The organism is Streptomyces sp. MI02-7b (assembly GCF_033793585.1).
GTDB lineage: Bacteria > Actinomycetota > Actinomycetes > Streptomycetales > Streptomycetaceae > Actinacidiphila.
Genome location: NZ_JARAWX010000008.1, coordinates 206,517 through 227,641 on the forward strand (window position 1 = coordinate 206,517; position 21,125 = coordinate 227,641).

At 73.5% G+C, this 21,125-nt stretch carries 27 protein-coding genes and 1 pseudogene; 15 read left to right on the forward strand and 13 right to left on the reverse strand.

Going from position 1 to position 21,125, the window contains the following annotated elements; genetic code table 11:
* Positions 1 to 5: 5 nt before the first annotated feature.
* The gene (locus tag PV364_RS15785) at positions 6 to 1,196 is read right to left on the reverse strand and encodes a phytanoyl-CoA dioxygenase family protein (protein WP_319660605.1); all 1,191 of its coding nucleotides are present in this window, start codon (positions 1,194 to 1,196) and stop codon (positions 6 to 8) included.
* Positions 1,197 to 1,296: 100 nt separating this feature from the next.
* On the opposite strand from PV364_RS15785, the gene PV364_RS15790 reads away from it, so the two are divergent.
* The gene (locus PV364_RS15790) at positions 1,297 to 2,337 is read left to right on the forward strand and encodes a LacI family DNA-binding transcriptional regulator (protein WP_319660607.1); all 1,041 of its coding nucleotides are present in this window, start codon (positions 1,297 to 1,299) and stop codon (positions 2,335 to 2,337) included.
* 29 nt (positions 2,338 to 2,366) lie between these two features.
* Here PV364_RS15790 and PV364_RS15795 read toward each other — a convergent pair whose 3' ends face one another.
* Complete coding sequence (locus PV364_RS15795) at positions 2,367 to 2,681, reverse strand: hypothetical protein (RefSeq protein ID WP_319660608.1); 315 nt, start codon at positions 2,679 to 2,681, stop codon at positions 2,367 to 2,369.
* Positions 2,682 to 2,830: 149 nt separating this feature from the next.
* Between PV364_RS15795 and PV364_RS15800 the strand changes: the two genes are divergently transcribed.
* Positions 2,831 to 3,403 carry an XRE family transcriptional regulator gene (locus tag PV364_RS15800; protein ID WP_319660609.1) on the forward strand — a complete coding sequence of 191 codons (573 nt, stop codon included), beginning with the start codon at positions 2,831 to 2,833 and terminating at the stop codon, positions 3,401 to 3,403.
* A gap of 14 nt (positions 3,404 to 3,417) precedes the next feature.
* A complete protein-coding gene (locus PV364_RS15805) occupies positions 3,418 to 3,954 on the forward strand; it encodes a GNAT family N-acetyltransferase (RefSeq protein ID WP_319660610.1) in 537 nt (178 codons plus the stop codon).
* 4 nt (positions 3,955 to 3,958) lie between these two features.
* Here PV364_RS15805 and PV364_RS15810 read toward each other — a convergent pair whose 3' ends face one another.
* Positions 3,959 to 4,186: a helix-turn-helix domain-containing protein gene (locus PV364_RS15810; RefSeq protein ID WP_319660611.1), complete on the reverse strand. Its 228-nt coding sequence runs from the start codon at positions 4,184 to 4,186 to the stop codon at positions 3,959 to 3,961.
* A 126-nt stretch (positions 4,187 to 4,312) separates the two neighbouring features.
* Here PV364_RS15810 and PV364_RS15815 point away from each other — a divergent pair, with 126 nt between their 5' ends.
* From PV364_RS15815 to PV364_RS15825, 3 genes and pseudogenes are all read left to right on the forward strand, one after another.
* Positions 4,313 to 5,185, forward strand: a complete 873-nt coding sequence (locus PV364_RS15815) for an aldo/keto reductase (protein WP_319660612.1) — start codon at positions 4,313 to 4,315, stop codon at positions 5,183 to 5,185.
* Between the two features lie 28 nt (positions 5,186 to 5,213).
* Positions 5,214 to 6,061 (forward strand): annotated as a pseudogene (locus tag PV364_RS15820) (oxidoreductase).
* A complete protein-coding gene (locus PV364_RS15825) occupies positions 6,042 to 6,665 on the forward strand; it encodes a TetR/AcrR family transcriptional regulator (RefSeq protein WP_319660613.1) in 624 nt (207 codons plus the stop codon). Before PV364_RS15820 ends, PV364_RS15825 begins: the two are co-directional and overlap by 20 nt.
* 65 nt (positions 6,666 to 6,730) lie before the next feature.
* Here the strand turns inward: PV364_RS15825 and PV364_RS15830 are convergent, their stop codons facing one another.
* The 4 genes from PV364_RS15830 to PV364_RS15845 are packed head-to-tail and all read right to left on the reverse strand — an operon-like array spanning position 6,731 to position 10,166.
* A complete protein-coding gene (locus PV364_RS15830) occupies positions 6,731 to 7,147 on the reverse strand; it encodes a hypothetical protein (RefSeq protein ID WP_319660614.1) in 417 nt (138 codons plus the stop codon).
* A 30-nt stretch (positions 7,148 to 7,177) separates the two neighbouring features.
* Entirely contained in the window at positions 7,178 to 8,173 is a 996-nt protein-coding gene (gene opcA, locus PV364_RS15835; RefSeq protein ID WP_319660615.1) for a glucose-6-phosphate dehydrogenase assembly protein OpcA, read from the reverse strand.
* Positions 8,170 to 9,705, reverse strand: coding sequence for a glucose-6-phosphate dehydrogenase (zwf, locus tag PV364_RS15840; protein ID WP_319660616.1), 1,536 nt, complete (start codon positions 9,703 to 9,705; stop codon positions 8,170 to 8,172). The genes opcA and zwf overlap by 4 nt, the downstream gene beginning before the upstream one ends.
* Positions 9,706 to 9,752: 47 nt before the next feature.
* Positions 9,753 to 10,166 (reverse strand): ankyrin repeat domain-containing protein, encoded by a 414-nt coding sequence (locus PV364_RS15845; protein ID WP_319660617.1) that lies wholly within the window; start codon positions 10,164 to 10,166, stop codon positions 9,753 to 9,755.
* A 368-nt stretch (positions 10,167 to 10,534) separates the two neighbouring features.
* Between PV364_RS15845 and PV364_RS15850 the strand changes: the two genes are divergently transcribed.
* Entirely contained in the window at positions 10,535 to 10,729 is a 195-nt protein-coding gene (locus PV364_RS15850) for a hypothetical protein (protein ID WP_018534760.1), read from the forward strand.
* A 104-nt stretch (positions 10,730 to 10,833) separates the two neighbouring features.
* Positions 10,834 to 12,423 (forward strand): hypothetical protein, encoded by a 1,590-nt coding sequence (locus PV364_RS15855; protein WP_319660619.1) that lies wholly within the window; start codon positions 10,834 to 10,836, stop codon positions 12,421 to 12,423.
* Positions 12,424 to 12,474: 51 nt separating this feature from the next.
* On the opposite strand, the gene PV364_RS15860 is transcribed toward PV364_RS15855, so the two are convergent.
* Positions 12,475 to 12,978: a metallophosphoesterase gene (locus tag PV364_RS15860; RefSeq protein ID WP_319660620.1), complete on the reverse strand. Its 504-nt coding sequence runs from the start codon at positions 12,976 to 12,978 to the stop codon at positions 12,475 to 12,477.
* 110 nt (positions 12,979 to 13,088) lie between these two features.
* On the opposite strand from PV364_RS15860, the gene PV364_RS15865 reads away from it, so the two are divergent.
* Together PV364_RS15865 and PV364_RS15870 are read left to right on the forward strand one after the other, a co-directional pair.
* The gene (locus tag PV364_RS15865) at positions 13,089 to 13,538 is read left to right on the forward strand and encodes an ATP-binding protein (RefSeq protein WP_319660621.1); all 450 of its coding nucleotides are present in this window, start codon (positions 13,089 to 13,091) and stop codon (positions 13,536 to 13,538) included.
* Between the two features lie 101 nt (positions 13,539 to 13,639).
* Complete coding sequence (locus PV364_RS15870) at positions 13,640 to 14,656, forward strand: GlxA family transcriptional regulator (protein ID WP_319660622.1); 1,017 nt, start codon at positions 13,640 to 13,642, stop codon at positions 14,654 to 14,656.
* 18 nt (positions 14,657 to 14,674) lie between these two features.
* Here the strand turns inward: PV364_RS15870 and PV364_RS15875 are convergent, their stop codons facing one another.
* The 3 genes from PV364_RS15875 to PV364_RS15885 form a co-directional block, all read right to left on the reverse strand.
* Positions 14,675 to 15,313: an HD domain-containing protein gene (locus PV364_RS15875; RefSeq protein ID WP_319660623.1), complete on the reverse strand. Its 639-nt coding sequence runs from the start codon at positions 15,311 to 15,313 to the stop codon at positions 14,675 to 14,677.
* 150 nt (positions 15,314 to 15,463) lie between these two features.
* Positions 15,464 to 15,772 (reverse strand): DUF4326 domain-containing protein, encoded by a 309-nt coding sequence (locus PV364_RS15880; RefSeq protein WP_319660624.1) that lies wholly within the window; start codon positions 15,770 to 15,772, stop codon positions 15,464 to 15,466.
* A gap of 4 nt (positions 15,773 to 15,776) precedes the next feature.
* Complete coding sequence (locus tag PV364_RS15885; RefSeq protein ID WP_319660625.1) at positions 15,777 to 16,073, reverse strand: antibiotic biosynthesis monooxygenase; 297 nt, start codon at positions 16,071 to 16,073, stop codon at positions 15,777 to 15,779.
* 136 nt (positions 16,074 to 16,209) lie between these two features.
* Here PV364_RS15885 and PV364_RS15890 point away from each other — a divergent pair, with 136 nt between their 5' ends.
* Genes PV364_RS15890 through PV364_RS15900 form a run of 3 tightly spaced genes read left to right on the forward strand, consistent with a single transcriptional unit; the run spans position 16,210 to position 18,351 of the window.
* Positions 16,210 to 17,172: a GlxA family transcriptional regulator gene (locus PV364_RS15890; protein ID WP_319660626.1), complete on the forward strand. Its 963-nt coding sequence runs from the start codon at positions 16,210 to 16,212 to the stop codon at positions 17,170 to 17,172.
* 59 nt (positions 17,173 to 17,231) lie between these two features.
* On the forward strand, positions 17,232 to 17,852 hold the full coding sequence (locus PV364_RS15895) for a hypothetical protein (protein WP_319660627.1): 621 nt from the start codon (positions 17,232 to 17,234) through the stop codon (positions 17,850 to 17,852).
* Between the two features lie 37 nt (positions 17,853 to 17,889).
* Complete coding sequence (locus PV364_RS15900; RefSeq protein ID WP_319660628.1) at positions 17,890 to 18,351, forward strand: hypothetical protein; 462 nt, start codon at positions 17,890 to 17,892, stop codon at positions 18,349 to 18,351.
* On the opposite strand, the gene PV364_RS15905 is transcribed toward PV364_RS15900, so the two are convergent.
* Positions 18,336 to 19,370, reverse strand: coding sequence for a GTP-binding protein (locus tag PV364_RS15905; RefSeq protein WP_319660629.1), 1,035 nt, complete (start codon positions 19,368 to 19,370; stop codon positions 18,336 to 18,338). The genes PV364_RS15900 and PV364_RS15905 overlap by 16 nt on opposite strands.
* A gap of 167 nt (positions 19,371 to 19,537) precedes the next feature.
* Between PV364_RS15905 and PV364_RS15910 the strand changes: the two genes are divergently transcribed.
* On the forward strand, positions 19,538 to 19,747 hold the full coding sequence (locus PV364_RS15910) for a hypothetical protein (protein WP_319660630.1): 210 nt from the start codon (positions 19,538 to 19,540) through the stop codon (positions 19,745 to 19,747).
* A gap of 114 nt (positions 19,748 to 19,861) precedes the next feature.
* Positions 19,862 to 20,077: a hypothetical protein gene (locus PV364_RS15915; RefSeq protein WP_319660631.1), complete on the forward strand. Its 216-nt coding sequence runs from the start codon at positions 19,862 to 19,864 to the stop codon at positions 20,075 to 20,077.
* Here PV364_RS15915 and PV364_RS15920 read toward each other — a convergent pair.
* Positions 20,050 to 21,039, reverse strand: a complete 990-nt coding sequence (locus PV364_RS15920; protein ID WP_319660632.1) for a hypothetical protein — start codon at positions 21,037 to 21,039, stop codon at positions 20,050 to 20,052. The two genes, PV364_RS15915 and PV364_RS15920, sit on opposite strands and share 28 nt — an antisense overlap.
* Between the last annotated feature and the right edge of the window lie 86 nt (positions 21,040 to 21,125).

Sequence of the window (21,125 nt, forward strand, 5' to 3'; positions counted from 1 at the left end):
GCCCCCTATCGGCTCGTACGGCGTTCGGCGGCGGCCCGCAGCGCGGCGCGCAGGATGTCCGGACTCCACTCCTCGCCGAGCGCGCGGCGCACCGTGTCGGCCTGCGAGGGCGGGGCGAGGCCGTCCACCGGCGGGTCGCGGTCGAGGTCGGTGGGGAAGGGGTAGCCCTCGGCGGTGGCCGCGATCACCGTGTCGAGCGCGGTGGCGGCGGCGCCGGCCGCCTTCATCCGCAGCAGTTCCGGGTACACGGCGTTCGTCATGGCCTCGCGGTCGACAGTCTCCATGGCCCGCCCGAAGGCGGAGGAGATCTGGAGCAGGTTGGCCATCCGCCGGATGTCCGCGGAGCGGTTGTGGCCGGCGGCGTGGAACAGCGCGGGGTTGAAGAAGACGGCGTCGCCCTTGGCCAGGGGCAGTTGCACGTGCCGCTCCTCGAAGTACGCCCGGAACTCCGGCAGCCGCCAGGCCAGGTAGCCCGGCTCGTACTTCTGCGAGTGCGGCAGGTAGAGAGTGGGCCCGCTCTCGACGGGCATGTCGCAGTGCGCGACGGCGCCCTGGAGGGTCAGCACGGGCGACAGGCGGTGGACGTGCGCGGGGAACCGGGCGGCGGCCTCGCCGGACAGGAAGCCGAGGTGGTAGTCGCGGTGCGCGGTCTGCGCGGCGCCACCGGGGTTCACCACGTTGATCTGCGAGGTGATCTGGTGGTCGGGGCCGAGCCAGGCGGTGGCGGCCAGGGCCACGGCCTCGTTGGCGTAGTACGCGGCGAAGACCGCGGGGGCGGCCACGGCCAGCTTCTCCATGGCGTTCCAGACCCGGTCGTTGGCGCCGGGCCGGGCGAAGTGGTCTCCGGCGCCGGTGCCGGCGGCACGCTGGTCGCGGATGAGGCCCTCGAAGGCCTCGGTGGCCCGGTCGAGGACGTCCGCGTCCGGGAAGGCCCCGCGGAGCACGACGATCCCTGGACCGTCCATCAGGGCCCGCGCCAGCTCGGCCTGGGCCTCGCGGCGGCCGTCCGGCGTGGCCGCCAGGGCGAGCAGCCGCTCGCTGTCGTACAGCGGGACGCCGTGCTCGACGGCCTCGGCGTGCGGGTGGTCGCGCGGATCGGTGGCCTGCTCGGTCAGCGCGCGCAGGGCGTCGAGGTCGCAGTCGTCCTCGGACAGCCACATCCGCGGTCCCGCGGCGGTGAGGGACGTGAAGGACATCGGGGGTCCTTTCGACGGGCGGGGATTTCCTGTCAGTCTAGGAACGGCAGTCCGTCAATCAACCGCAGAAACCCATCAAAAACCCTTCAGGAACGAGCCCATGGGCCACCCCTTCCCGATCCGCGAGATCGCCCGCCAGGCCGGTCTCAGCGAGGCCACCGTCGACCGCGTGCTCAACGGCCGTGGCGGGGTGCGCGAGAGCACGGCGCGCGAGGTCCACCAGGCCGTCGCCGACCTGCGGCGGCAGCACGCGCAGATTCGCCTGGGCGGCCGCACCTTCATGATCGACATCGTGATGCAGGCCCCGGAGCGCTTCTCCACGGCGGTGCGCGGCGCGCTGGAGGCCGAACTGCCGTCCCTGCGGCCCGCGGTGATGCGCTCGCGGTTCCACTTCCGGGAGTCCGGGCCGGTCGCGGGGCTGGTCGCCGTGCTGGACCGGATCGCCGAGCGCGGTTCGCAGGGCGTACTGCTCAAGGCGCCGGACGTGCCCGAGGTGACGGCCGCCGTCGGACGGCTCGCGGCGGCCGGCATCCCGGTGGTGACGCTGGTGACGGACCTCCCGGCGAGCGGGCGGCTGGCGTACGTCGGCATCGACAACCGGGCGGCGGGCGCCACCGCCGCCTACCTGGTCGGGCAGTGGCTGGGCGACCGGCCCGGCAATGTGCTGGTGACCATCAGCCGGGGCTTCTTCCGGGGCGAGGAGGAGCGCGAGATGGGGTTCCGCGCGACGCTGCGATCCCTGCGGCCGCAGCGCGCGCTGGTGGAGATCACCGACAGCGACGGGCTGGACGACACGCTGCGCGAGCTGGTGCTCGGCGCGCTGCGCCGCGACCCGGAGATCCGCGCGGTCTACTCGATCGGCGGCGGCAACGTCGCCACCGTGGAGGCCTTCGACGCCCTCGGCCGCGACTGCCGGGTCTTCGTCGCGCACGACCTCGACCACGACAACACGCGGCTGCTGCGCGAGGGCCGTCTGTCGGCGGTGCTCCACCACGACCTGCGCCAGGACATGCGGCACGCCTGCCAGATCGTCATGCAGGCGCACCGGGCGCTGCCGGGCGCCGCGCACGCGTGGCCCTCGCCCATCCAGGTCATCACCCCGTACAACACCCCCATGGGCTTCACGCGACCGGACCAATGACCCCGGGGAGGCGGTCGGCGCGCCGCGGATCAGGCGCCCGGGGCGATGCAGACCCTGGTGTGGAGCATGGGGGTGCCCTCGTCGGGGGTGCGCGTGTACGTGGTGACCACCGAGACCACCCGCACGTCGCGGTCGTGCACGGCGATGTCCTGACCGGCCGCCGGGATCGGGATCACCCCGCTGCAGCCCATGACGGCCAGCACCTCGTGACCGGCTCCGTCGGGCTGCTGCCAGGCGAACTCCATCGTGTGCCGCACGGGGGTGTCGTGGTAGATGCTCGCCCCGCGGGACAGCTCCTTCTCGCGGTCACTGATGTGCCGCAGCGCGGCAGGCATCTGGTCCATGGCGTCCGTCGTCCTCTCGTCCCGCGGTCCCACCGGTCACTGTCGGCGATTGTCGCCGACCGTGCGGGGGCGCGCCTGCCGAGCGATCCGGCACCCGGCTCCGGACCCCGCCCTGTCCTTTGTCCCGCATCCGGGATAGATTCCCGTATATGAGAGACATCGATCCAGACTCCGTCGACGCCCGGCTCGCCGCCCGCCTCGCCGCGCTGCGGGCGGAGCGGGGCTGGTCGCTGGAGGAGCTGGCCGCGCGCACCGGCATCAGCCGCTCCACGCTGTCCCGGCTCGAACGCGGCGAGATCAGCCCCACCGCCGCGCTCCTCGGCCGGCTCGGCGCGGCGTACGAACGCACCATGTCCCGGCTGCTGGCCGAGGTCGAGAGCGAGCCCGCGCAACTGGTGCGTGCCGCGGAGCAGCGGGTGTGGACCGACGGGCCCACCGGGTTCGTGCGCCGCTCCGTGTCACCGCCGCACCCCGGACTGCGCGCCGAGGTGATCGAGGGGGTGCTGCGGCCCGGCGCCGACATCGCGTACGAGCACCCGCCGGTGGCCGGCCTGGAGCACCACGTGTGGGTGCGCGAGGGCGCCCTGGAGGTCACCGTGCAGGACCGGGTCCATGACCTCGCCCCCGGCGACTGCCTCCGCTTCCGCCTGTGGGGCGCGTCCCGCTACCGCTGCGCGGGGCCGGAGTCCGCCCGCTACGCCGTCGTCGTCGTACTCCCCTGAAGGAGACCACCGCCATGGACGCGATCAGCCCGCTCTCCGCGGCGCAGTTGCGGGAAGCCACGCCCGGCCTGGCGGCGCTGCTGGCGGACGCCGTGGCCGGGGGCGCCTCGCTCGGCTTCCTCGCGCCCTTCGGCCGGGACGAGGCGCTGGAGTGGTGGCGGGGCAGGGCCGCCGCGGTCGCGGACGGCCGGCTGGCGGTCTGGGCGGCCCGGGACGCGGAAGGGCTGACCGGGACGGTGAGTCTCGCCCGGGAGGAGAAGGCGAACGGGCGGCACCGCGCGGAGGTCGTCAAGCTCATGGTGCACCGCAGGGCCCGCGGGCGGGGCCTCGGCCGCAGGCTGCTCGGCACAGCGGAACGGGCCGCGGCAGGCGGCGGCGCGACCCTGCTGCTGCTCGACACGGAGACCGGCAGCCCGGCCGACGCTCTGTACCGCTCGGCGGGCTGGACGTCCTACGGCGTCGTACCGGGCCACGCCACCGACCCGGCGGGGGTGCCGCGCCCGACGACGTTCTTCTTCAAGTCCCTCACGGACGCCGCGCACGGCGCCTGAGGCCTCAGGAGGCGGGGACGGCCAGCATCTTCTGGACGGCCTGGCGGCTCACCCCGAGGGCGCGGGCGATGTCGGACTGGGAGACGCCCTGCTCGAGGAGTCCCTGCATCAGCTCGCGCCGTTCGGCGGCGAAGCGGTTGGCGAGGCGGGCGTGGTGGACGGCCTGTGCCCGCGCCTCCCTGATGCGGTCGAAGGTGGGCTCGTACGCGGAAAGGTCCTTGGTGTCGGCCATGCCGCCACGATGACAACCCCCCGTTGTCAACGTCAACCCCCCGTTGTCATACGTCCGTCGGGGATGCGTCGCGGAACGCCGGGCACGGATCCATACTGTACGTATAGTTCGCACAGGAGGTTCCTCATGACATCGATCAGCGCGGACACCAGCGCCCGCGATTCCGGCACCTTCGCCATCGGCGGCGACCTGCCCGTGCACCGCCTGGGGTACGGCACCATGCAGCTCACCGGCGAAGGGGTCTGGGGCGACCCCCGCGACCCGGAGGAGGCCGTGCGCGTCCTGCGGCGCGCGGTGGAGCTCGGCGTCACGTTCATCGACACCGCGGACGCCTACGGGCCGTTCACCGCCGACCTGCTGCTGCGCAAGGCACTGCACCCCTACCCCGAGGACCTGGTGATCGCCACGAAGGTCGGGTTCGTGCGGACCGGTCCGGGCGGGTGGGTCCCGGTCGGCCGGCCCGCGTACCTGCGCCAGCAGGTGGAGCTCAACCTGCGCCACCTCGGCGTGGAGCGGATCGACCTGCTCCAGCTGCACCGCATCGACCCGGAGGTCCCCGTCGCCGACCAGGTCGGCGAGCTCGCCGCGCTCCAGCAGGAGGGCAAGATCCGGCACATCGGGCTCAGCGAGGTGAGCACCGGCGACATCGACGAGGCCGCGCGGACGGCGCGGATCGTGTCCGTGCAGAACCGCTTCAACCTGGCCGACCGCGCCGCCGAGGACGTGCTCGGGTACGCCGAGCGGCACGACATGGCCTTCATCCCGTGGTTCCCGCTCGCCACCGGCGAACTCGCCAAGCAGGGCGGTCCCCTGGAGCGGATCGCCGCCGAGCAGGGCGCGTCCCCCTCGCAGTTGGCGCTCGCGTGGCTGCTGAAGCGCTCGCCCAACATGCTGCCGATCCCGGGCACGTCCAGCGTGGGCCACCTGGAGGACAACATCGCGGCGGCCGGACTCACCCTGACCGAAGCGCAGTTCGACGCACTGACCGCGGCGGTCTGATCGCCGCGGCCGGAGAGGGCGGTCCACCATGAGCAGTTGGTTCATCACCGGCGCCTCCCGGGGCCTGGGTGCGGAGATCGCCCGCGCCGCCCTGGAGTCGGGACACGTCGTCGCGGCCACCGCGCGCGATCCGCGGGCGGTGACCGCGCTCTTCCCCGACGCGGGCGACGCACTCCTCGCGCTGCCGCTCGACGTCACCGACGAGCAGCAGGCGCGAACCGCCGTCGAGGCGGCGGCCAACCGGTTCGGCGGCATCGACGTCCTGGTCAACAACGCGGGCCGGGGCGTGCTCGGCGCGGTCGAGGAGGTCTCGGACGCGGCGGCCAGGGCGGTCTACGAGACCAATGTGTTCGGCACCCTCAATGTGCTGCGCGCGGCCCTGCCCGGAATGCGCGCCCGCCGCTCGGCCACATCGTCAACATCAGTTCCGTGGGCGGCTTCACCGGCACGCCCGGCTGGGGCGTCTACGCCTCCACGAAGTTCGCCGTGGAGGGCCTGTCCGAGGCGCTCGCCGGTGAGGTCGGGCCGTTGGGCATCCAGGTGACCATCGTGGAACCGGGCCGTTTCCGGACGGACTTCCTCGACAGCTCAAGCCTGCACACCGAGGCGAACCTGATCGAGGACTACGCGCCCACCGCCGGCGGCACACGGGACACGGCCCCGGAGCACAACCACGCCCAGCCCGGCGACCCCGTCAAGGCCGCCCGCGTCATCGTCGGCCTGGGGGGCAGCGACAAGGCGCCGCTGCGCCTGCAGTTGGGGCCGGACAGCGTCGAACGGATCGAGGCCAAGCTGCACTCGATGGCGGACGAGCTGGAACGGTGGCGCTCGGTGGCCACCAGTACGGACTACGACGATGTCGCTGCCACCGGCTGAGCCGCACCCCCACCCCGCCGTCCCCGCCCCCTCGCTGCATCCGCGCAGCGTGCGGGCGCGGGAGGCGGTCCTGGCCGCGGCCGCCGACCTGCTCGCCGAGGGCGGGCTGGCGGCCGCCACGGTCGACGCGGTCAGCGCCCGGTCGGGCGTCAGCAAGATGACCATCTACAAGCACTGGCCCTCGCGCACCGCGGTCGCCGCCGAGGCCTTCGGCCGGCGGATGGCGGACGCGATCCCGCTGCCCGACAGCGGCGACGCGGTGACCGATCTGCGCGAACAGGTCCGCCGCGTCAGCGGGTTCTTCTCCGGCGACAGCGGCAGGGTCTTCCGCCAGCTGCTGGCCGCCTGCGCCACCGACGCCGGCGGGGCTCCCTATTTCCGCACCTACTTCCTACAGGCACGGCGCGAGGCCGTCGCCGAGTTGTGGGACCGCCTCGTCGCCGAGGGCAGGGCCCGGCCCGGGGTCACCGCGGGCACCGCGACCGATCTGCTCTTCGGGCCGCTCGTCTTCCGCCTGATGACAGGTCACGCCCCGCTCGACGAGGAACAGGCCGGGGCCGTCGCCCTCGCGGCGCTGCACGGACTGCTCGCGGACGGCGCCTGAGACGGCCCGAAGGCGGGCGTACCGGCGGGCGCACCGTCGTGCGCCGGGGGCGTGTCAGCGCGCGGTCAGCGCCCTGTCAGCGGGGAAGGGCAGCCTTCGGTCATGGACACCATGACCGGGAACCGGATCCGCCGCCGCCGACGCCCGGAGTCCGCCCCCTCCGCCGCCGACGCCGCCCCCGCCTCCGACACCGGCTCCGCGTCGGGCACGCCGGCCGCGTTCGCCCGTTTCACGCTGTGCGGCGGAGGTGTGGGGCTGGTCTCCTCATGGGTGCTGGTCGTGTTGTCGGGGCCGGTGGACTTCGCCGTGGCCAACGCGCTGGTGACCGTGGTCTCGACCGTGCTGGCGACGGAACTGCACGCGCGGTTCACCTTCAGGAGCGGGCGCGCCGGGTGGCGGGCACACACGCAGTCGGCGCTGACGGTCGTGGTGTGCTGGCTGTTCACCACGGCCGCGATGCTCGCGCTTGCGGCGGTGTGCACGGCACCCGGCGTGCTCGTGCGGCAGTCGGTCTACTTGGCGGCCTCCGGTGCTGCCGGGGTCGCGCGCTTCGCGGTGCTGCGGGCGGTGGTCTTCGCGCGGCGCGGCGGCTCGGCGGCCTCGGTGTGGCGCAGGGCCGAGGCGTACATCTCGTCCGGGTCGAGACGGCGCAGTTCCTCGGCGATGAGCTCGGCCGTGGTGCGCACCTTCAGCGCGAGGTGCCGACTCGGCTGCCCGGGGATGGACAGGGTCGCCAGCGGGCCCTCGGGGCGGTCGATGTGGATCTCGCCGTCGGCGGTGCGCAGGCGCACCGCCGTGACCACCGGTCCGTCGGTGACGACCCGGTCGACCGGCACCCGCAGGCGGTTGCCGAGCCAGCGCGCGAGGAGTTCGGCGCTGGGGTTGTCCGCCTCGCTCTCCACGGCGGCGGACGTGACGGTGGCGCGGGCCTGGTCGAGCGCGGCGGCCAGCATGGACCGCCAGGGCGTCAGCCGGGTCCAGGACAGGTCCGTGTCCCCGGGGGCGTAGGAGGCCGCGCGGGCGTCGATCTGCTGCAGCGGCCGCTCCACGGCGTAGGCGTCGGTGATGCGGCGCTGCGCCAGCGCGCCGAGCGCGTCCTCGGCCGGGTGGTCGGGGGCGTCGACCGGCCACCAGACCACGACCGGCGCGTCGGGCAGCAGCAGCGGCAGCACCACGCTGTGGGCGTGGTCGGCGAGTTCGCCGTGCAGCCGCAGCAGCACGGTCTCGCCGGTTCCGGTCTCGCCGCCGACCCGCACCTCGGCGTCCAGGCGGGCGCTCTTGCGCTCGCGCGCGGAGCGTCCGGGCCGCTTGATGACGACCAGGATGCGCGACGGGTGCTCGCGCGACGCGTCCGAGGCGGACTTGAGCGCGTCGTAGTGGTTGCCCTCGTCGGTGACGATGACGAGGGTCAGCACCATGCCGACGGCCGGGCTGCCCACACTCCTGCGGGCCCGCACCAGCGCCGAGTTGATCTTTGCCGAGGTGGTGTTGGTGAGGTCGATGTTCATGGCCGGCGCCAGCTCCTGCCGTCTCGTGCGAGCATCTCGTCCGCCGCGACGGGACCCCAGGTCCCGGCGGTGTACTGCTCGGGCTTGCCGTGCTGATCCCAGTACTGCTCGACGGGGTCGAGGATGCGCCAGGACTCCTCCACCTCCTGCGGGCGGGGGAAGAGGTTCGCGTCGCCGAGCAGCACGTCCAGGATGAGCCGCTCGTACGCCTCCGGGCTGGACTCGGTGAAGGACTCGCCGTAGGCGAAGTCCATCGACACGTCCCGGATCTCCATCGAGGTGCCCGGCACCTTCGAACCGAACCGCACGGTCACACCCTCGTCCGGCTGGACGCGGATGACCAGGGCGTTCTGCCCCAGCTCCTGGGTGTCGGTACGGCTGAAGGGCAGGTGCGGGGCGCGCTGGAAGACCACCGCGATCTCCGTGACCCGCCGGCCGAGCCGCTTGCCGGTGCGCAGGTAGAAGGGCACGCCCGCCCAGCGGCGGTTGTCGATCTGCAGCTTGATCGCGGCGTAGGTGTCGGTCTTGGACTTGGGGTCGATGCCCTCCTCCTCCAGGTAGCCGGGCACCTCCTCGCCGCCCTGCCAGCCGTGCGCGTACTGCCCGCGCACCGTGTGCTTGCCCAGATCGTCCGGGAGCCGGACGGCCTGCAGCACCTTGAGCTTCTCCCGCAGGAGGGCCTTGGCGTCGAACCCCGCGGGCTCCTCCATCGTGGTGAGCGCCAGGAGTTGCAGCAGGTGGTTCTGGATGACGTCGCGCGCCGCGCCGATCCCGTCGTAGTAGCCCGCACGACCGCCGATGCCGATGTCCTCGGCCATGGTGATCTGCACGTGGTCGACGAACGAGCGGTTCCACAGCGGCTCGAACATCGTGTTGGCGAAGCGCAGCGCCAGGATGTTCTGGACCGTCTCCTTGCCCAGGTAGTGGTCGATCCGGAACACCTGGGAGGGCGGGAAGACCTCGTGGACCACGCGGTTGAGCTCCTGCGCGCTGGCCAGGTCGTGCCCGAAGGGCTTCTCGATGACCGCCCGGCGCCACGACCCCGCGGCGGCGTCGGCCAGGCCGTGCTTCTTCAACTGCTGCACGACCTGCGGGAAGAACTTCGGCGGCACGGAGAGGTAGAAGGCGAAGTTGCCGCTCGTGCCCCGGGCCCTGTCCAGCTCGTCCACGGTGACACGGAGCTTCTCGAACGCCTCGTCGTCGCCGAAGTCGCCCGGCACGAAGCGCATGCCGGCCGAGAGCTCCTGCCACACCTCGTCGCGGAAGGGGGTGCGCGCGTGCTCCTTGACGGCGTCGTGCACGACCTGGGCGAAGTCCTCGTCCGCCCAGTCGCGGCGGGCGAAGCCGAGCAGCGAGAAGCCCGGCGGCAGCAGCCCGCGGTTGGCGAGGTCGTACACGGCGGGCATCAGCTTCTTGCGGGACAGGTCACCGGTCACCCCGAAGATCACCAGGCCGGAGGGGCCCGCGATGCGGGGCAGCCGCCGGTCGGATGGATCGCGCAGCGGATTGATCCAGCTGTCGGTTTCCGTCATGGGTCCACTTCTCTTCGCGGTACGTCGGGTCGTCGCGGCGCGCGGCATCACGCGGCGCCGAAGAGTTCGAGCAGCTCGGTCTTGCCGAACATGCGGGCGGTGTCGATGGCGGACGGGGTGCCGGCGGCCGGGTCGGCCCCGGCGTCGAGCAGGGCGTGGACGACCTCGTCCTCACCCTTGAACACGGCACCGGCCAGCGGGGTCTGGCCGCGGTCGTTGGGACGGTCGGGGTCGGCGCCGCGCCGCAGCAGCGCGGTGACGGTGGCGGCGTGACCGTGGTAGGCGGCGAGCATCACGAGCGTGTCGCCCCGGTCGTTGGTGAGGTTCGCGGGCACACCGGCGTCCACGTAGGCCACCAGGGTCTCGGTTCCGCCCTGGCGGGCGAGGTCGAAGACCTTGGCCGCGAGCTGCAGCACCTCGGGGTCGTGCGCCGGTTCGGCCTGCGGGGTCGGCTCGCTCATCGTTCCTCACTCGAATGGACGGGGGACTGCGCGGGATCCGTGTGATCCACCTTATGCAGCGTCAACCACCTTCACACCCGCCGCATGCCCGGTTCCGGCACGATCCGCCGGTGGGGACGGTACGAGAAGCCATGGCCGAACCCTGGCGGCGACGATCACTCGTTCGGGGGACTTCACTGCTCCGTCGGCGGGGCCTGCCACATGACACGCCGGGCGACCGGCAAGGATCACGCCGGAGAAACCGCCCCTGAGGGCTGATCAGGCGAATTTCTCCATAAATCACTCATTTGCCGGTTTTCAGATCTTATTACTTTCTGTAATTCTGGAACAACTCATGGTGACAGTCCCCATCACACAGGAGTAGCCCCATGATCCTGTCCATTTCAGGCGTCGTCCTGCTCGGCATCATCGTCTTCCTGTTCTTCCGCAAGGACGGCCTCAAGGCCTCCCACGCACTCGTCTGCGCCCTGTTCGGCTTCTACCTCGCGGGCACCGCCATCGCCCCGAGCATCAAGGCCGGAGGGGCGAGCCTCGCGAGCCTGCTGGGCGGGATCAAGTTCTAGCCGGGCCGTCACCGCACGGTCCACGCACCGGGCCCGGCGCGCCTCCCCGCACCGGGCCCGTCTCCGTTCCCGTTCCCGTCCCGCAACGATCCCTGGAGCTCCTCGTGGTCCGGCGCCCCCTCCCCACTCTGCTGAGCAGCCGCCTCGCGCTCGCCCGCGGGCGCGACATGGCGCGCGGCGTCGCCGACAGCGCCACCGATGTGCTCCACCCGCTGATCGTGATCTCCCGCGGGATGCGCCGCCAGCTCGGCTGGCTGCGCGACTGGTGGGGGAAGACCCCGCAGGACCGCCGCGGCCCGGCGCTGATGGCCTCGGTCGGGGCGGGCTTCCTGCTCCTGGTGCTGCTCCCGTACGGCGCCTACCTGGCCGTCGCCGCGCTCATGGGCTCCGCGGCGTGGATGGGCCGGGACCGCACCCCGGCGCCGAGCGGTCCCAGCGGCGCGGAGAACGACCGGCTGACCGCGCTGTACGAGTCGCTGGTGCCCTACCTGTCGGACCCGGGCGACCCCAGCCCGCTGTACGCGCACGACGGGAGCTGGGAGAACGTCTTCGGCGACTACGAGTTCGAGGACGGGCGGCTGACCCGGCTGCACCTGAAGTACCCCGCGTACTTCACCGACGGCGAGGCCGTGTCGCGGGCCCGCGTGGAGCACGTCCTGCACGCCAAGGCCGGACGCGGCCGGGAGTACCGCTTCGACTGGAACGAGGAGGAGAACCACCTCACCCTCTGCGCCCTCCCCCCGCTGCCCACCGGCATCGCCGCGCAGCGCTTCGTCACCGCGCCCGGCGAGACCGTGCTCGGCTTCACCGACGCCGAGGCCGTGCAGCGCACCGTGCCCGTCACCGACGGCGAGGAGGTCCGCGACGCGCCGCCGGTGGTGTGGCGCACCGGGCCGCGTTCGACCGAGCCGCACCTGCTCGCGCTCGGCCGGCCGGGCACCGGCACCACGACGCTCCTGCGCTCCATCGCGCTGCAGGCCCTCCCGGACGGCGACCTCGTGGTCATCGACGGCAGCGGGACCGGGGAGTACGCGTGCCTGAACGGCCGGCCGGGCGTACTGGCGGTGGAGAGCGGGCTCGCCGGCACGCTGGCCACCCTGGAGTGGGCGGCGCACGAGACCGAGCGGCGCCTCATCGCCGTCAACCGGGCCCGGCAGGCCGGCCGGGGCGCTCCGGACGACGTGCGGCGCCCGCTGTGGATCCTGGTCGACCGGCCGACCGCGCTGACCCAGCTCGCGCACGCCGAGGGTCGGCCCGACCCGCAGGAACTGCTGGACGTACCACTGCGCCACGGGCGCGGGGCCGGGGTCACCGTGGCCGTCGCGGACCAGCTGGACACCGCCGACGCGCTGTCGCAGGTGGTCGTCGCGCACACCCGGGCACGGGTGCTGCTGGGAGCGGTGACCGCCGACCAGACGCAGGCCGTACTGGGCGCGCCCCAGGGCACGACGTCCGCCGCGGAGGTCCCCCCGGGACGCGGTTACGCGCGGCTGGGCTCCGGTCCGGTACTGCGCATGCAGGTGCCCGCCACGCCGGACCCGTACGACGAGGAGACCAGCGACACCCACCGGCAGGCGGTGCTGTCCCTGCTGCCGCCGGCCGGCGTGGCCTTCGTCAAGGACGCGGCGGCGGTGCCGGACGCCCCCGCGGGCGCCCGGATGCGGCCGGCCGGCGGACCGGCACTGGAGCACTGACCGCTCCCGGCGTTCGACGTGCGAGGTACGAGGTAGGAGGTAGGTGCGACGTCAGGGGCGCGGCGGCAGCCGGTGCAGGACGACGTGCGTCAGCGCGCCGCCCGCCACCTCCGCCGTCAGGTAGGTGCAGTGCGGCTGCCGCCTGCGGTCGGTCGGCGAACCCGGGTTGAGCAGCCGCATGCCACCGGGCGCCGTGGAGTCCCAGGGGATGTGGCTGTGGCCGAACACGAGCACGTCCACATCGGGGAAGCGCTCCTCGCAGCGCCGCTCCCGCCCCTGCGCCGGCCCGGTCTCGTGGACGACGGCGAACCGCAGCCCGCCGAGCTCCGCGTGCGCGACCTCGGGCAGCCGGACGCGCAGACCAGGGCCGTCGTTGTTCCCGTGGACGCCGATCACGCGCCGGGCGCGCGCCAGGAGCAGGTCGAGGGTCGCCTCGTCCACCCAGTCGCCGGCGTGGAGGACGACGTCCGCGTGCGCGATCAGGCCCACGAGTTCGGACGGCAGCTCCTTGGCACGTTTGGGCACGTGCGTATCGGACATCACAAGTAGACGCACTCGTCCACGCTAGCCGCCCGGGACCGCCGGGGCGCGGGACCCGCACGGCGTGGGCGGCGGTTCCCCGCGGTCATGGGGAGCGCGGATCTCATCGCTGAAGGGCCGGGGCCATGTCCGCAGACATCCTCTCCACACAATCGGCGGAACTGGTGCAGCCGGCCGAACCCGCCTATGTGAGCACCGCCCGGCACTTCACCGCCGAGATGCTGGTGATGTGGGGACTGGCCACGGAGGACCGGGACTGCGCCGAGCTGATCGTCGACGAACTCGCCGCCAACGCGGCGCGGCACGGCCGCGCCGAGATGTCCGTGCGGCTGACCATCTGCGGGCGGGGGCTGGTGATCACCGTGACCGACACCGGTGACAGCCGGTCGCAGCCGCACGGGCCGGCCGACGGAACCCCGGCGGACGAGCACGGACGGGGGCTGGACATCGTGCGACGGCTCGCCGGTTCGACCGCCATCCACGACGACGAGCACACCCACCGGGTGGTGACCACCCGCTGCCTCGCGCCGCTCCACCGGCCCGTGACGCCCGCCGGGTCCGCCCAGCCCGTGTGACGGCCGCCGCGGCGGGGTGCCGACCCGCCGCGGGTGATGATGGTCGTGACCCCGCGGTCCGGCACGGCCGGCCCGGAGCGACCGACGGAGAGGCATTCGGCGTGAACACCGGCACCACGTCCCCCGGCCCGACGGCACCGCACCGCGTCCTGGTGGTGCTCTTCGACGGGGTGCAGCTGATGGACGTCGCCGGGCCGCTGGAGGTGTACACCGCCGCCAACGACTACGGCGCGGCCTACCGCACGTACACGGCCTCCCTCGACGGCAAGCCCGTCAACAGCACGGCCGGGCTGCCGCTGGTCCCCGACATGGCGCTGGACGCGGTGGACTTCGCCGTGGACACCCTCGTCGTCCCCGGGCGGTCGGACTGGTGGGCGGCGGTCTCCGACGTCCCGCTCATCGAGGCCGTCACCCGGCTCGCGGAGCACTCGCGCACCGTGGCCGCCGTGTGCGCCGGGGCGTTCCCGCTGGCGGCGACCGGGCTGCTGGACGGACGTCGCGCCACGACGCACTGGCGGCACGCCGCCGATCTGGCGGCCCGCTACCCCGGCATCACGGTGGACGCCGACGCCATCTTCGTGCGCGACGGCCGCTTCATCACCTCGGCCGGGATCACCGCCGGCATCGATCTGGCGCTGGCGCTCGTGGAGTCCGACCACGGGGCGGAGGTCGCCCGCGCCGCGGCCAAGTACCTGGTGGTCTTCATGGCACGGCCCGGCGGGCAGTCGCAGTTCAGCGTGCGCCAGTCGTCGAGGCACGCCGCGCGGTCGGTGCTGCGCGACGTGCTGGACGAGGTCGCCGCCGACCCGGTGGGCGACCACAGCCTGCCGGCGCTCGCCGGGCGGGCGGGGGTGTCGCCGCGTCACCTGACCCGGCTGTTCCGCAACGAGACCGGCGGCACGGCCGCGGAGTACGTGGAGCGCGTCCGTGTGGAGGCCGCCCAGGCCCTGCTGGAGGCGGGCAACGAGGCCCTGTCCACCGTGGCCCGGCGCAGCGGCTTCCGGTCGGAGGAGACGATGCGGCGCGCCTTCCGCCGCAGGCTGGGCGTCAGCCCGGGCGCGTACCGGGAGCGCTTCCGCACCACCCACCCCAACGGGGCCTTCGCCGACCGGGGTTGAGCGGGAGTACGCGGGAGCTCACTCGGGCCACGGCGACTCCAGAATGGTGTCCACGAAGTTCCCGCGGACGTAGCCGGGCACGAACCGCTCCAGGACGTCGGCCTTGACATTGCCGAAGGTGGTGTCCGGGCGGGGCGCGATGCCGTGGGTGAACTCCCTCAGGATGTTGTTCTTGAAGTCCGGCCTCGGGTGGACGGCCACGACCGCCTCCCGCTGCTCCGCCGGGATCTCGTCGTAGCCGATGCCGAGCACGTCCACCTCGACCCCGGAGGTGACCAGGGCGATCTCCGGCGCCATGTGCCAGGGGATCTCCGGCGTGGTGTGCAGGGCGATCCCCTCCCACACCAAGCGGGCGCGGTCCTCGGCGACCCCGTGCTCCAGCAGGAAGCGGCGGGCCTCGTCGGCGCCGTCGATCTCGAAGCGCTGGTCCGTCCGGGCGAACCGCTCGGTCAGCCCGAGGTCGTGGAAGAGCGCGCCGACGTAGAGCAGTTCCGGGTCGTAGTCCCAGCCGCGCAGGCGGCCGCGCATCGAGGCCCAGAAGAAGACCCGGCGCGAGTGGTGGAAGACGACCGGCGACGCCGCGTCCCGCACCAGCTCCGTCGCCTCGTGCACCAGCTTGGTCTCGGGTACCTCGACGTCCGCGATGATCTCGGCCATGGCGTGTCTCCAGGGGGTTCGTGGTGTCGCCCCGGCAGGGGGCCGGGGCACCGACAGCTCCAGTCTGCGACGCGCGGGACGCGCCGGCCCGGGTCCATGAGGACACGTGACCCACGGATCGGGACATCGCCGGCGCGCCCGCGCCAACCGTCAGTCGCGGTCGGCCAGTTCCGCGATGACCTGGGCATGGCACGGCTCGGGCACGCACCAGCAGCCCAGACGGCGGCCGCGCAGCCCGGGCAGCATCGCGAGCAGATCCGGGCGCGACAGCAGGTGGTCCCGGTACATCTCCAGGACCTCCTCGCGCGTGCCGTCCGGCCCCGGCCGGAACGGGCTGGCCAGCGGGGAGCCCGGCAGGTGCCAGCCGCCGCGGTGGGCCGGGCGGCCGACGTAGACGACGTCCGCGTAGTCGGGGTCGCCGCGGTGGCCCTTGAGATTGACGACCGTGGTTGCGGCCATGGCGTCAGAGGAGCCCTGCCGCGAGCACGCCGACCCGGCGGATGCCGGGCGGGGACGCGAGCGTCGTCCCGGTCGCCTCTTTCAGCGCCGCGGCGATACGCCCCTGGAGGTGGGTGCGGCCGGTCTCGTCCGCGAAGGAGTCGAGGACCCCGAAGACGGTGGCGTAGCCGCGGAACGAGAACCAGGTGACGGCGCCCTCCTCCGCCCGCGCGAACTCCGGGGCGTCGCGCAGCATCGTGTCGACCTCGCCCGCGTGCTCGGGCCCGGCCCCGATGCGGTCCGGCAGACCGATCTCCGTCATCACATGCTCCGATTCCCGTTGTCCCCGATGTTCCCGCTGTTCGCGCTGTTCCCGCTGTTCCGGACACCGAGAACGCTAGAGCGCCCGAAGTCCTCCCCCCAGTGTCGGATCCGGCATGGTCGATAGCATTCCCGTCATGGACATAGCCGTGGTGGCGTACGACGGGGTCTTCGACTCGGGCCTCTCCGCGGTCCTCGACGTGCTCCAGGCGGCCAACGCCATGCGCGGGGAGCTGCCCCACCAGCCCCCGCCGGAGTGGAACGTGACGACCGTCGGCTCCCGCCGCCGGGTGCGCACCGGCGCCGGGCACACCGTCGCCGCGGCGCCGTTCGCGGCGGCCGCCGGGGCGGACCTGCTACTGGTCCCTGCGCTCGCGGAACGCCGCCCGGACGCCCTGCTGGAGCGGGTGGCCGGAGACGGGACGGCCGCCGTGCGGCGGCTGGTGGCCCGTACCCGGCAGGAGGGCCGGCCGGTCGCCTCGGCGTGCACGGGGACCTTCCTGCTGGCCGAGTCCGGCGTCCTGGACGGGCTGCGGGCGACCACCAGCTGGTGGCTCGCGCCGGTCTTCCGGCAGCGCTACCCCGCCGTCACCGTGGACGAGACCCGGATGGTCACCACGTGCGGGGGCGTGACCACCGCGGGCGCCGCCTTCGGCCATGTCGACCTGGCCCTCGCCGTCGTCCGCATGAGCAGCCCGGCGCTGGCCGACCTGGTGGCCCGCTACCTCGTCGTCGACCACCGGCCGTCCCAGGCGGCGTACATCATCCCCAGCGCGCTGGCCCACAGCGACCCGACCGTGGCCGCCTTCGAGCAGTGGGTGCGGGACCGGCTCGACGGGCCGATCGGCATCGCCGAGGCCGCGCGGGCGCTCGGTGTCGGGGAACGCACGCTCCAGCGCGCGGTGCGCCGCGTGCTCGGCGTCTCCCCTGTCCGCTTCGTCCAGGACCTCCGGGTGGAGCGGGCCTCGCACCTCCTGCGCACCACCGACCTCCCCGTGGAGGTCGTCGCCCGCCGCGTCGGCTACGAGCACGCCAACACCCTGCGCGTCCTCCTGCGCGAACGCGCGGGCACCACGGCCGGCGCCCTGCGCGGCCGCTGACCCGTGCCCCGGTACAAATCCGTCGCGCCAGGACCGGTCCGGTCGCTACCGTGCGCGCCATGAGCACGGACATCCACGGCGGCATCGAGTTCCGGCACCCCCGCGCCGGCACCGACTGCTATGACGGCGAGCCCTGGGTCAAGGCCATGGATCTGTGGCCGCTCTACGACGAACAGGACTACGCGGCCTTCGGCCAGCTGTTCGGCGTGCGCAACTCCGCCGGGTTCCGGCCCCTCGCCACCGGCCGTGGCCTGCCCGACGACCTGTCCAGCGGTCTGGCGTCCTCCCTGCGTGAGGAGGACGGCAGCGCAATGGACGACGCGACCTGGGTCACCTGGTCCGAGCTTGCCGGACTGTCCCCCACTGCCGCTCCCGCCCACTTCGTGGGGCGGCTGACCTGGACGTCGGACACCTGGCCTCCGTCGTTCGGCCAATGGCTGGTGCCGGCCCAATGGCCCGCCGACGTCCGCGACGTCACGGGGCCGCCCCCGCCGGGCCTCGACGAGGTGCACCGGACCACCGAGTGGGCGGTCCCGACGGGGACCTGCCGCTACGAACCGCTGACCGCCGCTGCCGTGCTCGGCGAGGAGTCGCACTGGCCGCATGTCTTCGCCGTGATGCGGGCGATGGCGGGGCGCTTCGGGGACGACGGGGTACGGCTCGTCGTCGGGTTCCTCTGACCCGCGGGAGGACGGGCGCACGGCCTACGCTGATGATGTGCTCGCGAAGCGGCGCAGGCGTGGCAGCGGGAAGGGCGTCTGCCTGGTGTGGTCGCTGCTCACCGCGCTGCTGCTGGCGGTGACGGCCTTCACGGCCGCCCATGGGGCTTTCGAGTCCGGGGCGTTGGGCCGGGAGGAGCGGGTCCTGCTCGTGGAATGCGAGAAGCGCAGCGGGGAGCGGGGGCGGGCGCCGACGGAATGCACGGGGCGGCTGCTCGGGACGGCTTCGGTTCCGGCCGCGTCCCACGATCCGGTGATCGTGCGGTACCCCGGCGAGCCGGGGCAGGTGGTACGCGTGGTGCGCACCTGGTGGGGCACCCTCGAAGCCACCGATCACAGCGTCATGACGTGGGCGACCGGGGTCTTCCTCACCCTCCTGCCGCTCACGGGCGCCGCGCTGTGCGCCCGCATGGCCTGCCGGGGGGTGCTGCGGCGGCCACCGTCTCAAGGGCGCACGTAGCGCAGGATGCCGAGCATGGCGTCCTCCGGGACCGCGGCCGCCGGGTCGGCGACGCAGGCGTCGAGCGCCTTGCGCAGTCCGTCCGCGTCCAGGCCGGAGCCGATCATGACGAGGCGGGTGGCCCGGGACTCCCCGCGGGCCCAGGCGGAGGACGTGAAGCGCAGGAAGCCGCCGACGGCGTGCAGGGTGAACTTCTGCGGGTGGCCGGGCGCGGCGAACCGGACGAAGCCCTTCATGCGGAACAGCCCGGCGGGGCGGCTGTCGAGGAACTCCGCCAGGCGGCGCGGATGCAGGGGCGCTTCGGAGGTGAACTCGACGCTCTCGTAGGCGGCGTGGAGATGCCCTTCATGGTCGCCGTCGGCGTGGTCGGCCGACAGTTCCTCGAAGGAGAGCTGGCGCGCGGGCGCGTCGTCCACCGGGCGCGGCCGCGGGTCGAAGAGCAGGTCGGGTCCGACGCGGCCGTGGGCGGCCTCGACCAGCGGGGTGTCCGGGGCGAGCCCGGTGAGGGTGCCGCGGACCCGGCCGAGCGCCTCGGCGTCCACGCGGTCGGTCTTGTTGAGGACGACGAGGTCGGCCGCGCGCACATGGCGGTCGAGTTCGGGATGGCGGGCCCGGACCGCCTCGAACTCCGCGGCGTCGACGACCTCCACGAGACCGCCGTAGGTGATGGCGGTGTTCGTGCTGGCGAGGAGCAGCCGGATCATGCCCTGGGGTTCGGCGAGCCCGCTGGCCTCGATGACGATGACGTCGATCCGGGCCTGGGGACGGGCGAGCCGGGCGAGCATGTCGTCCATCTCGGTGGCGTCGACCGCGCAGCACAGGCAGCCGTTGTCGAGGGCGACCATCGAGTCCACCTGGCCCGCCACCGACAGGGCGTCGATGTTGATGCTGCCGAAGTCGTTGACGATCGCGCCGATGCGCGTCCCGCCGCTGGTGCGCAGCAGGTGGTTGAGGAGCGTGGTCTTCCCCGAGCCCAGGAATCCCGCGAGGACGACGACCGGAATCCGTTGCCTGGCCAAGGTGTCCTCTCCGGGTACGACTGCCGGCCGCTCATCGTAAGCCCCGCGCACCACGAGGTGCTTCGTGCGGGTGAACGGGCGGCCGCGGCAGAACCGGGGCACCGGCGCCGCAGTCTTCCGACGCGTCCACCGTGACGGCGACGGACCGAGACGGACGGAGGGGACGCATGGCACAGGGAACGGACGCCACGCCCGGGACAGGGAACGGCACGGTGCTGGTGTGCATAGCCGCCGAGGACGAGGAGACCGCCTACCGCATCGTGGACCTGATCTCTGGGTATCACCCGGCGTCCGAGCCGCAACTGCGGCACACCCCCGACGGGATGGTGGCGTGCGCGCTGCGGGCGCACACCCTGCGGGTGATCGGCGACGAGTAGGACGGGCGGGACCCCGGCGAGGACCAACGGCCCGCGGGGCGGCGGAGGTTGACGTCGCGTCGCGGGCCGGTCGCGCCCTGTTGCGAAGCGCCCCGACGGGGCACCATCGAACATGTGGCGGCATCTTGGCGTTGCGATGTCTGCGGGCGGGGGGACGACACCGTCCGCGACTGCGGCATCCCGCACCTTCCGCTGGCCGTCTGCGACCCGTGCTTCGCGGACATGGCGCGGGCCCGGCGGTCCCCGCAGCCGCGGCCGCTGGACGGCCGCGAGCTGATGGCCGCGCTCCTTGAGGCCGCGGTTCAGGAGGACATCCGGCGCTCCTCCTGAACGGGATGCACCGCGAGGGTCGACGGCAGCACGGCGCGGCCCCGTACGGCGCCCGCCGGCACGGGACGGGCGGGTACGGCATCGGCGGCCGACAGCCCCTCGGCGCGCAGCGCCACCGCGCGGACGGGGGCCTGGTGCGCGCCGAGGGCCTCGTGCATGGCGAAGGCGGCCTCGGCCAGTCGGCCCGGGTCCGAGGTGGGGGTGGGCAGGGTACGGCTGCGGCTGACCGAGGAACCGCCGCCCAGCCGGACGGTGAGGGTGAGGCCGGTCGCGGTGCGGCCGGTGCTGCGCAGCCGGTCGCCGAGGCCGAGGCCGAGTTCGATGACGGCCCGGCTCAGCGCGCCCCGGTCGGTGGCGTCGGCCGTGAAGAGCCGGTCGGCGGCGAGCGCGCCGGGCGGCGCCTCGGGGACGAGGGGGCCCGCGTCGACACCGTGCGCACGGTCCCACACCGCCCGCCCCGGGCCCGCGCCGAGGATCCGCTTCACCTCGTGCAGCGGGGCGGCGGCCACCCGGCCGACGGTGCCCAGCCCGGCCGCGACCAGTGCCCTCACGGCGTCCGCGGTGATCCCGGGGAGGGCCGCGACGGGCTGGGGGCGCAGGAAGTCGGCGACGGCGCCGGGATCGGCGTCCACGGCCCGGATGCGGCCGGCGAGGATGTCGTAAGCGGCCATGTACGCGACCGTGCGGCTGCCGGCGACGCCGATCGTCAGGGCGACGTCGTAGAGGCCGGCGGCCCGGGTGCTGATCATGAGGGCCAGCTGTTCCGGCAGCAGGCCGTAGAAGCCCACCGCGGGGCGCACGTCGGCCACGACCGCGTCCGGCCGTTCGACGCGCACGATCGGGGTGAACTGGCCGACCAGTCCGGCCAGCGCGGCGAGGGTCGCGGAGTCCGTTCCGCCGCAGCGGATGTAGAGCACGCAGGGCCCCGGGTCCTGGTTCTGGTACCGCTCCGGTTCGACCATGGTCGTGCCGCCTCCACCCTGCTGTTCGAACAGTTGCTCGAATTTCGAGTGTAGGGCATTCCGGGGCCCTGTGCGGGGCACATAGG